The 18,265-nt window shown below is 43.7% G+C and carries 8 protein-coding genes and 1 pseudogene; 4 read left to right on the forward strand and 5 right to left on the reverse strand.

Features of this window, described 5'->3' with window-relative positions; translation table 11 throughout:
• Positions 1–3,302, reverse strand: a pseudogene (locus ASG46_RS05635) (isopeptide-forming domain-containing fimbrial protein); the annotation flags it as partial.
• Between the two features lie 546 nt (positions 3,303–3,848).
• Here ASG46_RS05635 and ASG46_RS05640 point away from each other — a divergent pair.
• On the forward strand, positions 3,849–4,493 hold the full coding sequence (locus ASG46_RS05640; RefSeq protein WP_007498187.1) for a YczE/YyaS/YitT family protein: 645 nt from the start codon (positions 3,849–3,851) through the stop codon (positions 4,491–4,493).
• 85 nt (positions 4,494–4,578) lie between these two features.
• The gene (locus ASG46_RS05645) at positions 4,579–5,169 is read left to right on the forward strand and encodes a hypothetical protein (RefSeq protein ID WP_024720182.1); all 591 of its coding nucleotides are present in this window, start codon (positions 4,579–4,581) and stop codon (positions 5,167–5,169) included.
• Between the two features lie 25 nt (positions 5,170–5,194).
• On the opposite strand, the gene ASG46_RS05650 is transcribed toward ASG46_RS05645, so the two are convergent.
• The gene (locus ASG46_RS05650; protein WP_035704399.1) at positions 5,195–6,055 is read right to left on the reverse strand and encodes an effector binding domain-containing protein; all 861 of its coding nucleotides are present in this window, start codon (positions 6,053–6,055) and stop codon (positions 5,195–5,197) included.
• Between the two features lie 143 nt (positions 6,056–6,198).
• Here ASG46_RS05650 and ASG46_RS05655 point away from each other — a divergent pair, with 143 nt between their 5' ends.
• A complete protein-coding gene (locus tag ASG46_RS05655; protein ID WP_035704395.1) occupies positions 6,199–6,900 on the forward strand; it encodes a 4'-phosphopantetheinyl transferase family protein in 702 nt (233 codons plus the stop codon).
• Here the strand turns inward: ASG46_RS05655 and ASG46_RS05660 are convergent.
• Positions 6,887–8,224, reverse strand: a complete 1,338-nt coding sequence (locus tag ASG46_RS05660; protein WP_035704392.1) for an aminotransferase-like domain-containing protein — start codon at positions 8,222–8,224, stop codon at positions 6,887–6,889. The genes ASG46_RS05655 and ASG46_RS05660 overlap by 14 nt on opposite strands.
• A gap of 131 nt (positions 8,225–8,355) precedes the next feature.
• Here ASG46_RS05660 and ASG46_RS05665 point away from each other — a divergent pair, with 131 nt between their 5' ends.
• Positions 8,356–9,270 carry a DMT family transporter gene (locus ASG46_RS05665; protein ID WP_056703588.1) on the forward strand — a complete coding sequence of 305 codons (915 nt, stop codon included), beginning with the start codon at positions 8,356–8,358 and terminating at the stop codon, positions 9,268–9,270.
• 38 nt (positions 9,271–9,308) lie between these two features.
• Here ASG46_RS05665 and ASG46_RS05670 read toward each other — a convergent pair whose 3' ends face one another.
• Positions 9,309–10,049, reverse strand: a complete 741-nt coding sequence (locus ASG46_RS05670) for a thioesterase II family protein (RefSeq protein ID WP_035704387.1) — start codon at positions 10,047–10,049, stop codon at positions 9,309–9,311.
• 6 nt (positions 10,050–10,055) lie between these two features.
• The gene (locus ASG46_RS05675) at positions 10,056–18,254 is read right to left on the reverse strand and encodes a non-ribosomal peptide synthetase (RefSeq protein WP_056703590.1); all 8,199 of its coding nucleotides are present in this window, start codon (positions 18,252–18,254) and stop codon (positions 10,056–10,058) included.
• Positions 18,255–18,265: the final 11 nt, after the last annotated feature.

Consider the following 18,265-nt stretch of genomic DNA (forward strand, 5'->3'; position numbering starts at 1 on the left):
GTATCTTTGATATCGCCAAATTGACCGGTCACTGTGCCTTTTGTGTAGTCTCCGTTGTCGTCATCTTTTGCATCTGTGACGGCTTGGTCATCTACTTTTAATGACCCTTCGACATATTCAAGACCTTCTGGCAGTTGATCTGCGATGACTAGATCTTTGATGACACTGTCTTCTACACTATTTTTTGTTTTGATGGTGTAAAGAAGGGTGTCGCCTACCTGAACTTGTTTTTCATTTGTATTGCCTTCTGCTTTTTGAGCAATCTCAGATGTTTTTTCTGATTCAAGCTTTGGATCTCTTGGATCAATGTTTGTTTCGGTTGTCGGCTCATCTGGCGGCGTGTTTTCGCCTGTTACTTTCGCTGTGTTTTGAATGCTTTTACCTGCTTGTCCTTTGGCTACTTTCGCCTCAAACGTCACAGTATGCCAGTCCGTGTCTTTGATATCACCAAATTGTCCGGTCACTGTGCCTTTTGTGTAATCTCCGTTATCGTCATCTTTTGCATCTGTGACGGCTTGGTCATCTACTTTTAATGATCCTTCGACATATTCAAGACCTTCTGGCAGTTGATCTGAAATCACGAGATTTTCGACGATGCTGTCCTCTTCAAGATTCTTTGTTTTGATCGTATACAGAAGGGTATCGCCTACCTGTGGTGTTTTTTCATCTGTGTTCCCTTCTGCTTTTTTCTGAATGCTCGCTGTCTTTTCTGATGCTAGTTTTGGTTCACGAGGATAAATTTCTGTTTTCGTTGTTGGATCATCTGGCGGTGTGTTTTCACCTGTTACTTCGGCAGTGTTTTGAATGTCTTGACCAGCCTGTCCCTTTTCAACTGTCACTTCAAACGTCACGGTATGCCAGTCCGTGTCCTTCACATCACCAAAATAACCTGTGACCTTTCCATCTGTGTAGTCTCCGCTATCGTCGTCTTTCACATCTGTGACAGATTCTCCATCAATTTCAAGAGACCCAGCGACATACGTCAGCCCTTTTGGTAATTGATCTGAGATCACTAGATTTTCCACAAGGCTGTCTTCTATCGTGTTCTTTGTTTTAATTGTATAAAGCAGGGTATCTCCTACTTCTGGATGCTTCTCATCTTTGTTACCTTCAGCTTTTTTCTGCAAGACCGCTGATTTTTCTGATTCTAGCTTTGGATCACGAGGATAGATTTCTGTTTTTGTTGTCGGATCGTCTGGTGGTGTGTTTTCACCTGTGACACTCGCTGTATTTTGAATGTCTTTGCCAGATTGTCCTTTTTCAACCGTCACTTCAAATGTCACAGTATGCCAATCTGTATCTTGAATGTCACCAAATTGTCCTGATATGGTACCATCTGTGAAGTCTCCGTTATCGTCATCCTTTGCGTCAGTGACTGCCTCTCCATCCACTTGAAGTGAATCCGGCACATACGCTAATCCTTCCGGCAGTTCGTCTGAGATCACTAAATTTTCAACGAGACTGTCTTCTATCGTATTCTTTGTTTTAATCGTATAAAGAAGTGTATCACCGACCTCTGGATGCTTCTCATCTGTATTGCCATCTGCTTTTTTCTGCAAGACCGCTGATTTTTCAGAAGTCAGCTTTGGGTCACGAGGATAGATCTCTACATTCGTTGTCGGCTCGTCTGGCGGTGTGTTGCCGGTTGTGACACTCGCTGTATTTTGAATATCTTTGCCTGCCTGGCCTTTTTCAACTGTGACTTCAAACGTCACGGTATGCCATTTCGTATCTTTCACTTCACCGAACGTTCCAGTGACAGTTCCATCTGTCATATCACCGTTGTCGTCATCTTTTACATCTGTGACCGGATTTCCATCTACCTGAAGTGAATTTGGTACATAAGATAATCCTTGAGGTAACTTGTCAGAAATCACAAGGTCTTCTATTACACTATCTTCAATAGCGTTACGGGCTTGAATGGTATACAGCAATGTGTCCCCTACTTCTGGGTGTTTCTCATCTGTATTCCCATCTGCTTTTTTCTGTAAGACCGCTGATTTTTCTGATTCAAGCTTCGGATCACGAGGATAAATTTCTATGTTTGTTGTTGGATTGTCTGGCGGTGTGTTTTCCCCTTTGACATTCGCTGTATTTTGAATATCTTTACCCGCTTGCCCTTTTGCTACTTTCGCTTCAAATGTCACGGTGTGCCAATCGGTATCTTTCACATCACCTATTTGACCTGTCACAGTACCGTTTGTAAAATCACCTTTGTCTTGATCCTTTGCATCTGTTACGCTTGTGCCATCTACCTTAAGAGATCCAGAAACATAGGTTAAGCTGCTCGGAAGGTTATCTGATATGATCAGATTTTTAAGAATGCCGAATTGCACCGTATTTTTTGCTCTAATTGTATAAAGCAAAGTGTCGCCTACTTCTGGATGCTTTTCATCTGTGTTGCCTTCTGCTTTTTTCTGTAAAGCAACAGATTTTTCTGATTCAAGGTTAGGAGGATATGGATCGAATTCAGGCTTCACCCTTGAAGCTAAGTCGTAAGATAATGAATCACCTACAGTGCCCATATATGTTGTACTTAATGTTTTCGCATCAAGTGTAAAAAGAGTAGAATGACCAATAGAGTCATCTTTTCCTGATTGTAATAGCATTTGTCCATTTGGCAAAAAGCTAATTCCTCGTACTCCTCCCTCAATCGGTTTACCATCTGCATTTGTGATTGGAATCACTCGAATGACTTCAGCTGTTTCAGGATTCATTTGCGCAATGGACCCACTGGTATTAGATGCGAACCAAAGATAGCCATCCTTATCGACGACAAGGTCTCCGCCAATGTCTCCGCCAATGCCAGGGCCAACGTCATAACCGACAATTTTCTTGGCCGTTTTTTGACCAGTTGCTAAGTCGTACGTTGCAAGGTAGGGTTCTCCATCAACCGCATACGAATGAATATATTTACCGTTATAAACAACGGCATTAGGCGCTCTTCCGCCTAAAACACCTACACGCTCTGCTTGTCCAGTGGTCGCATTTATTTTATAAAGAACTGGCTCTCCACTTGCTGTCGTAGTTGCATACACAGTGTTTTCTTGATCATTCACAGCAACACCGTTCACTACAGTCGAATTAATTCCCTTCACCTGTACACTAGCCTTTACGTTTGTTGGATTTTGCCCATCAAGCTGATAAAGAACTAACTTCCCATTTCCAATCATGTAGGAATCTGCGTTATTGACAACCACTGTCCCAGCGGCTTTCGTAACAGGTGGCGAAACTGTTAATAAATTCCCAGCAATCAGCACCAATATTAGAAATAATTGACTCGTTCTTTTTAATATGTTCATTTTTTGACATCCCCTTTTCCCTGCTCTAAATCATAATGGTATGTACCAGTTCACCTCCCACACTTTGGTAAAGAATATCAGTAACATTTCAGAACCCTCAACATGACTAAAAGACTATTTTCGACAAAAATAGCCCTTTTGTCATATACAGCTTTCGACATCTGATCCATCTATGTTTTTTCCAATAAAACAAGTTTTTTTATCGTGTATTAAATATTTTATCTATCAATAAAAACAGGCCTAACGGCGCAATTTACATACAATCTATTCTAATTTATCTTGAATATTCTTTAATTGGATAAATGTTGTTTTTTTGTCATTTTACATTGAATTTTTTTCTTATTTTCATAAAAATTGTTAATTATTGGTTCACTTTGTTAAAAAAAACAAGGCAAAAGTCTTGCTCCAAAATTTGATGTTTTCTGCTCTTTTTATGGAAAAAATTCTTTTTATCGAGTAAGCGATTACAATTGAGCAAAGCCATTTAAAGGGGCGTGCGAGTATGTTACGATTGAAATCGAGTGTTTAAGAAAGAAGGGAAAGCTTTTGAAGCGGGAACATCTTTTACGTTGGTTTTTTTATTTTGTTGGATTGATTGTACTTGCTTTTGGACTATCGCTGACAGTGAAGGGAAAGATCCTTGGCATTGGTCCGTGGGACGCTTTTCATTATGGACTGTTTCAGCATTTTGGTTTAACCATTGGACAATGGTCGATCATTATTGGTGCACTCATTGTGACACTGACATCTGTTTTCACGAAATCTTTTCCAAAGATCGGCGCCCTTCTCAATATGGTGCTGATTGGCGTGTTTATTGATTTCTTTAATGCAGTATTACCTGCACCACATGGGTATTTACCTGCTTTATATGTATTTATTACGGGCGTGATTGTGTCTGGGTATGGCGTTGGCATTTATGTCTCAGCTAATCTTGGCGCCGGGCCAAGAGATTCATTAATGCTGCTCATCTCAGCAAAAACAGGGCTGAACGTACAGTGGGTTCGAAATGGTATTGAGTTAACCGTGCTTCTATTTGCATGGATGCTCGGCGGCCCGATTGGCATTGGAACGATTCTGACGGCCATCTTTACTGGACTCGTCCTTCGCTTTTCATTGCCACAATCGACACGGCTCTTGCAGCTGCTCATTACAAAAACAGCGGAGAAACCTGTTCAAACCCTTACACGATAAGAACAAGCCATTCTACTAAAAGAATGGCTTGTTTTGTGCTAAACTAAATAGACGCAATATTCTTAAAACAGGAGATGATCCTCTGATGCAGCTTTTCCATTATCATTACTGGACACCATTTGTTGAGGAGACGGAGCAGGCGTACACTTCATTAGGCTTTGAAGTAAAGGGTCGTTTCGCAAAGGAAGGTTCCTTTCCTCCTCCGCAGACATGGGATGATTTTAGAGAGAAGAAGCCCTCTTTCCGAATCATTGAGATGAGAAAGGGACAGATCAATATCACATTTGGTTATAGTAAAAAAGTCCTTTTTGATCACATCGGCTTTCTAGTGACTGATGATGAATATGATCAGTTGCTGGTACAAGCGCAAAAGAGAAACTGGGCAATCCAGACCGGGGAGCGAAGAACGTTTCTTTCTACACCAATGCGCTTAAGGCTTGAATTGCAGCGGCGGACAGATGTGATTGAAACTGGTGAAGAAGCAATTGCCGAGATGACGATCGCAGTGCCTGATTTGACTCATACACCTGCGGTCGATCAGTTGCTGGACGGTTTGACACAACCTATTCATTGGAAAAAGGGAGAACGTCTCTCTTTACTTGAAGTGAAGATGATGGATTCTCATGGGATGAATACGACCGATCCAAACGGTGTTCACGTCTTCAAACAAGGATAAAAAGCAGCGAGATACGCTGCCTTTTTTATGATTGTTTACGGATTGGAATCCAAATCAATGTCACATGATCTGGAGAATGTATCTCTCCATCTAAAGGGTACGTTTCCATCTCCATTCCCCCAGCATGCTCATATCCTGAGGCAGGAAACCATTCTGTGAAAATACGTGTCCATGTTGAATGCACAGCGGTTTCGACAGGCCCCTTTGCCTGAAATACAGCCCACGTACTGGCCGGAATCTGCTCGACTGTCATGGTCGAATCTGGTTCTTCCTCACCTTGCTCAATCCCAATGATATAGTCAAATGTTTCAAGCGTTTCATCAAAATGCGCACATACACCGATATATCCGAGTTCTCCAGCTGCATGAGCCAGTGAATCCGTCCATCCTTCTTGATTGACACGCTTCCAAAAGGCGGGAATATCCTGTTTGTTTTGGCTATTCTTTGTTGTTGTCTTTAGTCTTCTGCCCATGATTGAAAATGAATCCTTTTCCACAATTCGATAATGCATCGGTTCGACTCCTTTTATTTGAAGTTCGAAGGAGAGACGGGGGTAGGCTTTCACTGTATACTCGCCTGTTTTCACTGCTGCCGGTGTATATCCGTGATGCCGCTTGAAGGCTTTCGCAAACGACTCTGGGGTTTCATAGCCATACTTCACCGCCGCATCAATAACTTTCACTTGCTTGGTCATGAATTCTTCTGCCGCAAGGGTTAATCGTCTTTTGCGAATATATTCTGCTACTGCAATTCCCGTCAGCATATGGAATAGCCGCTGATAATGAAATTTAGACATACAGGCTTCCTCTGCCACTTCTTCGATCTGCAAAGGCTGATCCAGCCTCTCTTCCATATAATTGATACTATCCATGATCAAGTGAATCATTTTTCCCTCTCCTTCCTCTTCCACTATATCGAGAACCGCCCGCACCTTCCTGTCATTTTGTGCTTTCATTGAACAGGATGTCTGTTTCTCTTTTGCATGGGTTCATCCAATGGTACAATAAATGTAAAAAATTGAGGTCCGTTATGAAGATTTTCGCTATTCAATTACAACCTTTAGATGATAGAAATGCACGAAAACAAATAGAACAGCTGAAGCCTTTTGTATCACTTGAAAAACGCGCCGCCGCTGAGCGCTTTCGTTTTTTGATCGATGCAAGAAGAACGCTTTTAGGTGAGGTACTGATTCGTCACATCATTCATGAGATGTACGCACTGCCTATGGAACAGATCATTTTTGAAACAGAAGGGAATGGAAAGCCTGTTGTCCGGCAAATTCCTTCTTTTCATTTTAATCTTTCTCACTCTGGTGATTGGGTCGTGGGCGCAGTAGATGATGCGCCTGTTGGCATTGATATTGAAGAGATTAAACCGATTGATTTAGCCATTGCCAAACGATTTTTTTCAGCTGACGAATATCAAGATTTACTCTCACAGCCGGCAGAACGGCAGGAAGCCTATTTCTTTCATTTATGGTCCATGAAGGAGGCTTTTATCAAGCTGACAGGGAAGGGAATATCCTATGGTCTTTCATCCTTTACCGCTCGCTTGTCAGAGGATGGACAGGCTACTTTGAGATTACCTGATCACGAAGCCCCTTGCGTTGTCCAAACATATTCGCTTGATCCTGCCTACCAAATGGCGGTTTGTACAAGAAAACCTGCTGCGGCTGAGCACGTCGATATACTCACTTGTGAGAACATGCTATCTCGCCTTAATAACGTGTGATTTGTTGAAGTGATGACTTTAGCAAATCGACGCCTCGTGCGATTTCCTCTTCTTTTACATGCCAAATGTTCAGCTGAAGTATAGGCTCCTTTTGATAAGTAGAAATGAAATGGCGGTCGATCGGCTGAACCATCACAGAAGCCTTTTTTAGCTGCTGAATGAGCTGATTCATCGGAATGGACCGGTCGACACGAACGTGGGTATGAGTAGCTGGCTCCTCTTCTCCCAGCGCATAAGCGCCTTGATCATTTTTCAAACAGGCTACAAGTTGTTTGGATCGAGCTCTATAGGTCGCCTGCATCCTTTCTCTATGACGCTCAAACATCCCGCTTTTCAAATAAATTTCTAAAGCAGCCTGTGAGAGCATCGAGCTGTCGATATCAATCAGCCGTTTATGTTCACTAAAGGGGCCAATCAGCTCGTTTGGTAAGACGACAGCACCTGTTCTAAGCCCCGGAAAAATGATTTTTGAGAAGCTTTTTAAATAAATGACCTTCCCCGCCTGATCATATGAATAGATCGGGTCTCTTTTTGTATCGAATTCTAAATCAGCCAAATAATCGTCTTCAACGATGTAGACATCATATGCTTCGGCAAGGGCTGCAATCGCTATTTTTTCTTGTTTCGACAGACTCGTTCCAAGCGGGTTTTGAAACCTTGGCATCGTATAGAAAAAGCGAATATCCTCCTCTCGGAAGATACGCTCCAATTCCTGAAGATCGAGTCCTTTTTCCGTACGCTGAATCCCCCGGACAGGCAGCTGGTTTTTCTCTAAGTATTGGAGGAATAGGTGATAGCCTGGCTGTTCGACCAATATGGTCTGTTTTCCATTTGGAAACGGGATGGTGCTTAAAATCGATAAAGCCAGCTGAATACCAGAGGTCATAACGATCTGTTCTGGAGAGGCAAACACTTGATAATCCGATAAACGCTTTGAAATGATTGGCAGTAAAGATGGTAATCCATTGGTGGTGCCATAGATAAATAAATCATTTTGATACAGATCAATCGCTTGATTGATGCAGTGCTGAAAATCGACATATGGAAACACAATGGGATCAGGCGCAGAGGAAGCAAAATCAATCCATGTGCTGCCCTTCTTAACGGCTGACTGATTGGTTTTCACGACAAAATAGCCACTTCTTTCTACAGAGTACAGCAAGTGTTCACGCTCTAACGTGTCTAGTGCTTTTATGACAGTGCTTTTGCTCACAGCATATTGAGCCGCTAAGTGACGAATGGATGGGATTTTCATTCCAGCATTGTATTCACTGCTCTCGATTTTGTTTTTTATATTCAACACAAGCTGATCATATTTCCTCACAGTACTACCCTCCTTGTACCGGTACAGATATCAATAACTCTTATTGTACACTTTACTTGATCCGTTTACGATAAAAAGACAGAACCGGTCAATTCAACTGAAGCATGCATGCTCGTGTAAGGAGAAATCTGATGGATATGTCAAAACAAAAAGCGTATGCTGCTTCGATCTCATACGCCTGTATTATTGGTTTTTCATTCTTGTTTGTCAAAGTAGCCTTAGCATCAGCGAATCCGATTGATGTATTGGCACACCGATTTACCGTTTCTTTCGCAGCCGCTCTTTTGTTATTTCCATTTTTACGAAAAAAGTACCGTTTTTCCATTCAATGGCGTGATCTCATTTACATTGTGCCATTTTCCTTGCTTTATCCTGTGTTGTTTTTTGCATTTCAAGTGTGGGGGCTGATGTTCACCTCTTCATCAGAGGCCGGCATTATTCAGGCGACCATCCCTATTTTGACAATGGTGCTTGCAGCATGGTGTTTAAAGGAACGTCCTACCTCGATCCAGGTGCTGTTTACCATTCTTTCTGTGTCCGGGGTGATGCTCCTCTTTGTGGTGAAGGGAATTGATGTGAAACATTCTCATCTCATTGGTTATGTGCTGATCTTACTTTCAGCCTTATCATCCAGTGCCTATAGCGTATTTGCCAGGGTGATGACACGGCGGTTCCATGCCATTGAACTGACTTTTGTGATGACCTTCTTTGGATTTGTCTTCTTTAATGCCGCTGCTCTCATTCGGCACTCGGTAAATACTACACTACCGCAGTTTTTCAGTCCGTTTACGCAGCCATCCTTTGTATGGTCTATGCTGTTTTTAGGCATTCTCTCATCACTGCTCACAGCGTATTTATCAAACTATGCTCTTTCCCACCTTGAAGCAGCAAAGGTGAGTATCTTTAACAATCTTTCTGCTTTCATTACCATTGCCGCTGGCGTGCTTATTTTACATGAAACGATTGATATGGTTCACCTCATCGGAGCTGTGCTCGTCATTGGCGGAGTGATTGGCGGGAATGTGGTGAGGAAGGGGAATTCATAAAGAAAACGGCCCTCGTTTGACGGGGCCGTTGTTTTCTTTTATTGGCTGATGAATTGCCTTTTTGTTGTCTGCTCAATGACATGCCTCATATGTTCTGCGAACTGCTCGAGGTGTGTGTTGATATACATGTGCCCTCCTTCGAAATCAGTACGTTCGATGGCGTTTGCCCATGTTAGCCAGCCGTCTGCGTCTTCCATGCATTTCTTATCTTGCTTTCCGTTCAATAAATAAACGGGTGATTTAATGATTGTTTTGTCTGTGTGCTGGAAGGATTCTAATGCTTGATAGTCGGCACGTAAGGATGGTGTAAAGTAATCCATCATTGGCTTGTTCTCTAACAATTCTTTTGGAATCCCGCCCATTTCAGCGATATGCTGAACAAATGCTTCATTCGATAAATGGGTCAATCTTTGTCTTTTTGTTTGCGGCGGCTGAATGGCAGAAATGACAACCGCTGCCGGATCGATGCCTTCCTTTTCTAACAGCTGAGTCAGCCTGTACACCACAAGTCCACCCATGGAATGTCCGAACAAAATAAATGGACGGTTTAATTTGCCTGTCAGCCCTTCTTTATACAATTCAGCCAGCCGGTCAATGCTTGTTTCAAGCGGCATGAGGTTCGTTCCATGACCCGGAGGTTCTGCTGCTGTCACTTCGGCCGTGTCCTTCAGCTGTTCAAAGAGCGGACGGTAAGAGGCGGAATATCCGCCTGCAAAAGGAAAACAAATAAGCTGAATGAGATCTGATTTTTTTTCAAAGGTTTTAAATAATTGGTTCATACGTCCTTACCCCTTTACGATCGTTTCAAGAATCTGCGCAAGTTGATCTGCCTGCGGTCTTTTCATCATGGTCACATGGTCGCCTTTTATTTGATAATACGAGCACGTTTCTCTCGTGTAAGCTTCCCAATCGGCAAATTTCTTCTGGAAATCTGTGGCGTGATCGCTGCTTTGTATAATATAAAACGGCACAGAGAATGGGTCTTTTTCTAATTCAATGGCTTGTGACATGATGGTATTATGAGTCTGCATTTGCAAGTATTTATCTAAATAGTGATCATTCATAAATTGATGAACGACTTCATCCTTTTCTGCTTCTTTGAGGATTTTCTGCTTCACTTCTTGGAAGCTGAGCCCTTGTAATGCTTCTGGTTTGATGCCGACGAGGTTCCCCATACCTAGGACGAGGGCGAGCATTTTCACTTCTTCTTCGTTCATATCGGCATGAAGCGCTTGATCTGCCTCATCTCTTAATACCGGAACCGTATCTAAAATGATCAATCCTTTTGGCGCTTTTCCTGCATGACAGAGTCTCTGATTCATTCCGTAAGCAAGATGTCCGCCCATAGAATGCCCTGCCAAATAATCAATGCCTGGTCGATAGAATGTCTCAATGGCTTCAATAAAAATGGTGACAAGCTCTGTATAATGAAGGAATTGTGGTTCTTCATCCTCATATAAGCCTGGAGACTGCAAGGCGTAAACAGCTCCTTCATGTGTCATGAGCTTGGCCACATCGATATACCCCATCACCGTTCCACCAGCAGGCGGTGCAAAGAAAATTCTCGGTTCAGCCGGATCCCCTTTTTTCAACTCGATTACATAGTCTTTCGGCGCTCTTTCGACAGGCTCGCCTATTTCTGGTACTGTGTCCAAATATGCCGCTAACTGTGCTGGCGCTGGGTGCATAAAAATCCATTTCGGATCAACACGGACACCTTTTTCTTTTAATTTGGCAACGGCTTGAATACTCATAATGGAATCTCCACCTAAATCAAAGAATGAATCATGAATTCCTACTCGTTTGACACCAAGCACTTCACTGAAAGCTGTCACAATCAGCTGCTGTGTTTCTGTTACCGGTTGATCGTCTTCATGTGAGGAAGAGACTGCGTCTGTCGGCTCCGGCAAAGCTTTTTGATCGACCTTCCCATTCGTTGTGACGGGAATTGCGTCAAGTACGATAAAGTAACTTGGAATCATATAGCCTGGCAGGCTTTCCTGTAAAAATGCTTTCCATCCGGGAACAGGCTCTCCCCCATCTGTGACAAGGTAGGCTGCCAGCCGTTTTGAGCTGCCGTACGTTTTAGCAATGACGGTACATTCTTTTACTTGTGGGTGTTTGAGCAGGGCTGTCTCGATTTCTCCACATTCAATTCGGTAGCCTCTAATTTTGACCAAGTTGTCTTTTCGGCCAAGGTATTCAATACTGCCATCAGACCGCCATTTCCCTAGGTCACCGGAACGATACAGTTTGTCCCCTTTTAATGCCGGGAATGGATTGTCAATAAACCGCTCCTTCGTGCGCTCTGGGTCATGCAGATATCCTTTTGCCAGCCCTGTTCCGCCGATATAGATTTCTCCTTTGACGCCTGTTGGTACTGGATTGAGATGATCATCAAGTATGACAACCGTTGAGTTGGCGACTGGCACACCGATTGGCACTGATCTTGCATCCTCCGGTACGTGTGTGACTTGATAAGTGGTCGCTAATGTTGTGTTTTCTGTTGGACCGTAAGCATTGATCAGCACACCCTTCATATGTGGCAATGCCTTTCGTGCATGCTCACTAGACATGGCTTCTCCGCCAACAAGTAATGTACGGTATCCAGCCACACTTTTTGGATCATGCTCAATCAGCCGGTTGAATAATGCAGTTGGCAAACAGTTGGCTGTGACTTGATGCGTTTTGATTAAACGAGTTAATTCGTCCATATTCAGAGCAGCATATTTCGGGATCAGAACCAGCTGACCGCCACTTAGCAGCATTCCCCATAATTCAAAGGTAAAGGCATCAAATGCATAATTAGACAGCTGAAGCATTTTATCTTCTGAACCAAGCTCAATATAGTTTGTTTCTTTCACTAAGCGGACCACTCCTGCATGAGGAAGCATCACGCCTTTTGGTGTGCCTGTTGAGCCTGAAGTGTAGTTCACATAGGCAATCTGGCCTTCTCCTACAATCGATTTTTCCCTTTGATACACTGCGCCTGTTTCTGGTAACGGCTTGTCCATTTCAATCTTTGTGCCGCTCAGATCGTCTAAACGATTGATTAGATGCGACTGGGTTAAAATGATATCGCTTTGTGTATCGCGAACGATCAGACCGATGCGAGCATCTGGATACTCAGGTGACATCGGTACATAAGCAGCACCCGACTTGACGATCCCTAAAACTGAGACCATCATGTCAAACGAACGATCAAACAGCATCGGGACAAGTGAACCTGGTCCAACGCCCTTTAACTGTAAATAGGCAGCCAGTTTTGTCGCCTTCTCGTCTAAATCTTGATACGTCATATGCTCTTCCATATAAGATACAGCAATCCGGTGCGGATCACGCTGCACTTGTTCTTCAAATAATTCTTGCAGCGTACGCTTTGGATAAGGCGTGTCAGTTTGATTTTTTCCTATGATCATGGCATTCTGTTCTGCTTTGTCCATGACGCAAAAGTCAGCAAATGTCCGTTCAGGCTGAGCCGTCATGCCATCTAACAAATTGAGATAATAATTCATCAACCGGTGGATCGTTTCTTGCTCAAATAAATCCGTATTATATTCCACATGGATAGACAGCTTGTCCTCCTGCTCAAATACATGCAAGGTGAGATCAAATTTAGAGACGGTATGATGGACCATCACTTGTTCCGATGTCAGTCCTTTTAGGTTGATATCCAGCGAATCAGTGACATACCCCATGGCGACTTGGAAGATCGGTGAACGACTTAGGTCTCTATCCATTGAAAGTTCATCCACAAGCTTGTCGAATGGATAATGCTGATGCTCAAAAGCTTTTAACGTCATTTCTTTCACCTTTGCCAGTAAATCGGCAAAGGTATCGGCTGTTGAAACGTCCTGTCTCAGCGCCAATGTATTGACAAACATGCCGACGAGCTTCTCTGATTGTTCGACATCACGCCCAGCGATCGGCGATCCAACAATGACATCTGTTTGTCCAGACAACTTGTGAAGCAGGACATAATAGGCTGACAGCATCGTCATAAATAGTGTTGTCCCCTGCTGCCTCGACAAGGCATGTAAACGACGAACAAGCGGTTCATCTATCACGATTTGCTCTGTAGCTCCATTAAATGTTTGAACCGGCGGACGAGGACGGTCAAACGGGAGCTCTAATACCGGCAACTCTCCTTGTAACGTTTCTAGCCAATAGCTCTGAGCCTCCTGGTGGTTCTTTAATTGCTCATTCTCCCAATGAACATAATCGGTCCATTCAATCTCAAGTGCAGGTAACTCAGGCGTTTTCTCTGATAATAGCGCACCATACACGACTTCTAATTCTTGAATAAGCAGGCTGAGCGACCATGCATCGGAAATGATATGATGCTGCGCACAAAGCAAGTAATATTCCTCTTTCCCCATATCAACAATTGTCCATTGTGCAAGCGGTCCCCGTTCTAAGTCATAGATGCGGTTCGCCTCTTGCTGAATCAGCTGTTCCAATCTTCTCGCTCTTGTTTTTTCATTAAATAATGAGAAATTCGCAACGGTTACTGATGGCGGAAGATCTTCACGGATGACTTGAACCGGCTTGCCGCCAATGGTTTGAAATGTTGCGCGCAGTGCTTCATGACGTTTTGTTAAGAGACCGATCGCCTTTGTTAACGTTTGGATGTGTAATTGGCCCATCAGCTTCCAAGCACCTAATATATTGTAATGATGGCTCTTTTCTAATGTAGATAAGAACCAAATTCGCTTTTGAGCGTGTGACAGCTCATAGCTTGTTCGTTTTTCCAGCTTTGGAATGCTGGCTTCCTGAATGGCTGGTGCTCCATTGATGTCATCGACCATTTGTGCCAAGTGTGCCAGATTCTTGCTTTCAAATAATATTTTTAGCGGTGCCTTTATTGAAAACTCATGATTAATACGAGAAATCGTTTGAGTGGCCTTTAATGAATGTCCACCAAGGTCAAAGAATTGATCCTCTTTGTACACACGATCGACTTCTAAAATATCCTCCCATATGGCCGCAAGCACCTGCTCTGTCTTCGTTTCTGGCAATTGCTTTTCAAACGGCTGTGCATGTTTGTGATGGAACTGTTTGAGGGCTTCATGATTAATAGAGCCATCTTGTTTTTTCGGTATATCTTCCACTTGCCTGATGTCCCATTTCCCCTCTATGATGTCTGTGATCTTGTCAGCATCCACTTCTTTGCCTGATTGCACCGTATAGTACAGTTTCTTTTCAAAATGCGGGATTGGTGCTGGTTGAAGATGTTCAGCGATTTCTTGATTCGCCCCATCTAGGCCAATAAATAGATGCGCTTCATTCAGCCGAACACCTAGACATAATGAATGGAGTCCTTGTTTTTTTCCAATCAATTGAAAGCCCTTGCGAACGGTTAGCGCGGCCCCAGTATGTCCCTTAGACAAACCAAGATTATCCCACATGCTGAAATTCAACGAAATCGCTCTTCTTCCCTCATGATAGGTAAGGGCATGTGCGAGTCCATCTAAAAAGCTGTTCGCCGCAGAATATGCGCCAAATGTGGTGCCGCCAAAAAAGCCATTTACTGATCCAAAAAAGACGAGTGGAACTGACGGATCATGCTTGAAAGCTTCCTGCAGCACCCAAGCACCATCTGCCTTCCCTGAAAGTTCTTTGACGAAATCTTCTTCTGTTGTATGAGCCAGTGTGTACGTATCCACATGCTGAAAGTGCTCAGATACATTGCCAGCACCGGCTAAATGAAGCGCTCCTCGGATCGACTGTCCGAAATGTTTTTCTGCTTCATAAATCGCCCGCTCGACGTCACATAAATTCGTCACATCGGCTTGTACATAAAGGACGTCTCCCAGACCTTTAAGCTGTGAGAATGACGCCTCTTTTTCTCTGTCTTCTTCAAGGGATGTCCGTCCAATTAACACGAGCTTCAAGCCAAATTGGAGCATTTGCTTAGACAGTTCAAATCCAATACCGCCAAGCCCGCCAGTCAGCAAGTACAAGCCTTCATATTCTAAAAACCCTTCTGTCTGAGGTGCCGTCATCATATTCACTTTTTCCAGCTTTGGTACGAGGCGCTGGCCATGCCGGTAAGACACTTCTGCTTTCAAATGAATCGCACCTAGTTCGTCCGCAATATGCTTGGCATCCTGTTCCACATTCTCCGCTTCAATATCAAGGTGAGACACTTCTGCCCCTTCCCATTCTTGCGGGATGGTTTTTAATAATCCGGCAAGAGACGTTTTCTCCACATGAAGCTCATCTTGCGGTTTTACAAATTGACCACCTTTTGTGACAACAACGAGACGCATCGGCTCTTTATTTTCTTGTCTCAATGCTTGATACAAATACAAAATGGATTGGCTAGTGCTTGCATTCAGTTCTTTGAACTGCGCAGGGCTGGCAATCATCTCCCTGTCTGATACATTCCACAAGTGGAGCATACGGTCAATTTTTAATTCATCGGCTTCAAGCGCCGCCACAAGCCTGACGTAATCCCCCTTGATTCGAGGGTTCATCTGATACATCCCTTTTGACAGGCGTAAAAATTCATGACCCTTTTTCACAGAAACATAAGGCAGGTTCATTTGTTCAAATTGGGCATAAAGCGATGGATACAGCCCTTTTTCATCCTCAAATACGAGTACATGATCAGTGGATACTGGCTGAGATGGACCGATATTCTCTTTTACCCAAATACGTTTAAAGAACCAATCTGGGAGGGTCTGTTCATTTTCTGAAGCAAGATCAAGTGCACGTTCAATGTCATGAAACACCCCATCTTTCAGTGCCGCACCTAGTTGGGCACGTTGGATTTTTCCGCTTTCTGTTTTCGGAAATTGGTCTTTTTTCACCGGAATGATATGGTCAGGTTCGATTCCCATTTTGCGAATGATGCTCTCTCTAATCTGCTGAATCATTGTGATTTGATCCTCTATCGAATCCTTCTGCGTGACAAAAAAGACGGCGAGTGTGTCATTACTTGATTCGGGATTGTAAATGCCGTACGCAGCGGCAAAGGTGACTTCAACCCCCTCAACCTCTTCCACAACGGCTTCAATTTCGTAATTCAAATAGTTCGCTCCATTGATGACGATGATATCCTTTTCCCGCCCTGTGAGGACTAGGCGCCCTTCATGAATAAATCCTAAATCTCCTGTATGAAACCAGCCGTTTTCCGCAAATACTTCTTCATTGGCTTCCTCATTTTGATAGTAGCCCATCATAATCGTTGGACTCTTCACCTGCAAGCGGCCGACTTGATCTTCTGGCAACACTTGGTGATGCTCATCAACAATCCGAATCCATACAGAAGGGATGGGTGCACCAACTTCTGTAAAGGTCATCTTGTGCGGATGATCGTGCGTCACATATTGAATCTCACTTGTTAATGAGGTCTGATCAATAGTCAGTTGTCCACCCTGATCATCATGACGCATGAATTCTTTTGACTGGACAATGGCTGATGATGTTTCTGACATGCCATAAGCCGGCACCATCGCATGGCGGCTTAATCCGTGCTCACCCATGATGTGCATGAAACGCTGCGTCACTTTAGGAACAACTGCTTCGGCGGCGTTCATGATATAGGTCAAGGTGGAGAGATCCCAGCTCCCTTTGCGAATGTCGTCTTCATATTCATTCATCATCGCAAAGGCAAAGTTTGGCGCCCACGTCCTTGTGACACCGTATCTTTCTATCCAATCCAGCCACACCATCGGCCGTTCGATAAATTGATCAATGGATGGACTAATTTGCTGGCAGCCGAGGTAGACATCATGGACATGAAACATGACAATGCCCCCTACATGATCAAGCGGCATCCAGTTCATTGATACATCCTCATGCGTGAAACCATTTGCCTGCTCAAAGGAAATGATTCTAGATAAAATGCTTTGATGGTTGTGCCGGATACACTTTGGCACACCCGTACTTCCTGAGGACAGCAGCTGAAGCACAGGCTCATCCGGCTCTGGCTCATAATGCTGTTCATCTGGATCACAGGCAAGTAATGTTTCGATTGTTAAAATCGGAATCGCTTTTGATTCAAATGTTTCACGCAGTCCTGCAATGTCCTCAGCACTCGCTTCGTTTGTAATAATGAATGGCTCATTTTGCAGCTGAAACACGCCCTTGAGCTTGTTCACACCTTGATTCATTTCATCATACACAGGCGGTACAGAGACTGGGGTTGGAATGATTCCACCGAGAATACAGCCCCAGAATACCGTGATAAAATCTTGATGGTCCTTCAATTGAAGCAGCACTTGATCGCCGTTTGAAAGTCCGGCTGCCCTTAATCCAGATAGGACACGTTCCGCTCCTGTGAGTAATTCCGGGTAAGTCTGGATCACCTCATGACCGCCTTCTTTGAGATACGTGACTCCGCGATTTGGTGACATAAAGGCGGCTCGGATCAGTACCTCTGTCAATGTGACTGGTGTACCTGGTTTTCTGATCACATCACCTCCATAAACAAGAGCTGGTGGTTTTTCTTGTACGGAGGATTGTATGGTTTGGCTGACTTCATCTTTTGAAAACGATTCGTTTCCATTTGTACGCTGTCTATCTGGGAAGAGGTCATCTAAATGATAGGGTGTTTGTTTTTCTGTCTGACTCTCTATCAAAACGGCTGCTTCCTCTACTCCATCTATGGCTTTCGTGCGCTCTTCTATCTTTCTCCGTTCCTCTTCATCTAGTACATCAATGGCAAGCAGCGCCTCGGTATCGACCGCTCCATTTTCTTTTCGCGGCAAGGAAGGGACGAGGACGAGTGCGGCTGGCACTTCATCAGGATGAAGCGGGCCTCTCATCAAATCCTCTCTTGTCAACGAAGGGTCCTTCGCCTGTGCAAACAGCACAAGCGATAGGCCTCCTTCTTGATTTTTCTTCGGGATGAGCGCACATTCCTTTAGTGGAAAGTGAAGCATGAAGACTTTCTCTAATGCTTTGAGATCGATTCGTTTTCCATTGATCCTGACAATATGATTTGCTGCATTTCCTTTTCGTCTACTAACTAGCATTCTTCTTCTCC

The organism is Bacillus sp. Leaf49 (genome assembly GCF_001426125.1).
Taxonomy (GTDB): Bacteria; Bacillota; Bacilli; order Bacillales; family Bacillaceae; genus Bacillus; species Bacillus altitudinis.

Coding starts and splice junctions, on each gene's coding strand:
- ASG46_RS05645 (WP_024720182.1), top strand. CDS start 4,579: ATGCAGCTTTTCCATTATCATTACTGGACACCATTTGTTGAGGAGACG.
- ASG46_RS05650 (WP_035704399.1), bottom strand. CDS start 6,055: ATGATTCACTTGATCATGGATAGTATCAATTATATGGAAGAGAGGCTG.
- ASG46_RS05655 (WP_035704395.1), top strand. CDS start 6,199: ATGAAGATTTTCGCTATTCAATTACAACCTTTAGATGATAGAAATGCA.
- ASG46_RS05665 (WP_056703588.1), top strand. CDS start 8,356: ATGGATATGTCAAAACAAAAAGCGTATGCTGCTTCGATCTCATACGCC.
- ASG46_RS05670 (WP_035704387.1), bottom strand. CDS start 10,049: ATGAACCAATTATTTAAAACCTTTGAAAAAAAATCAGATCTCATTCAG.
- ASG46_RS05675 (WP_056703590.1), bottom strand. CDS start 18,254: ATGCTAGTTAGTAGACGAAAAGGAAATGCAGCAAATCATATTGTCAGG.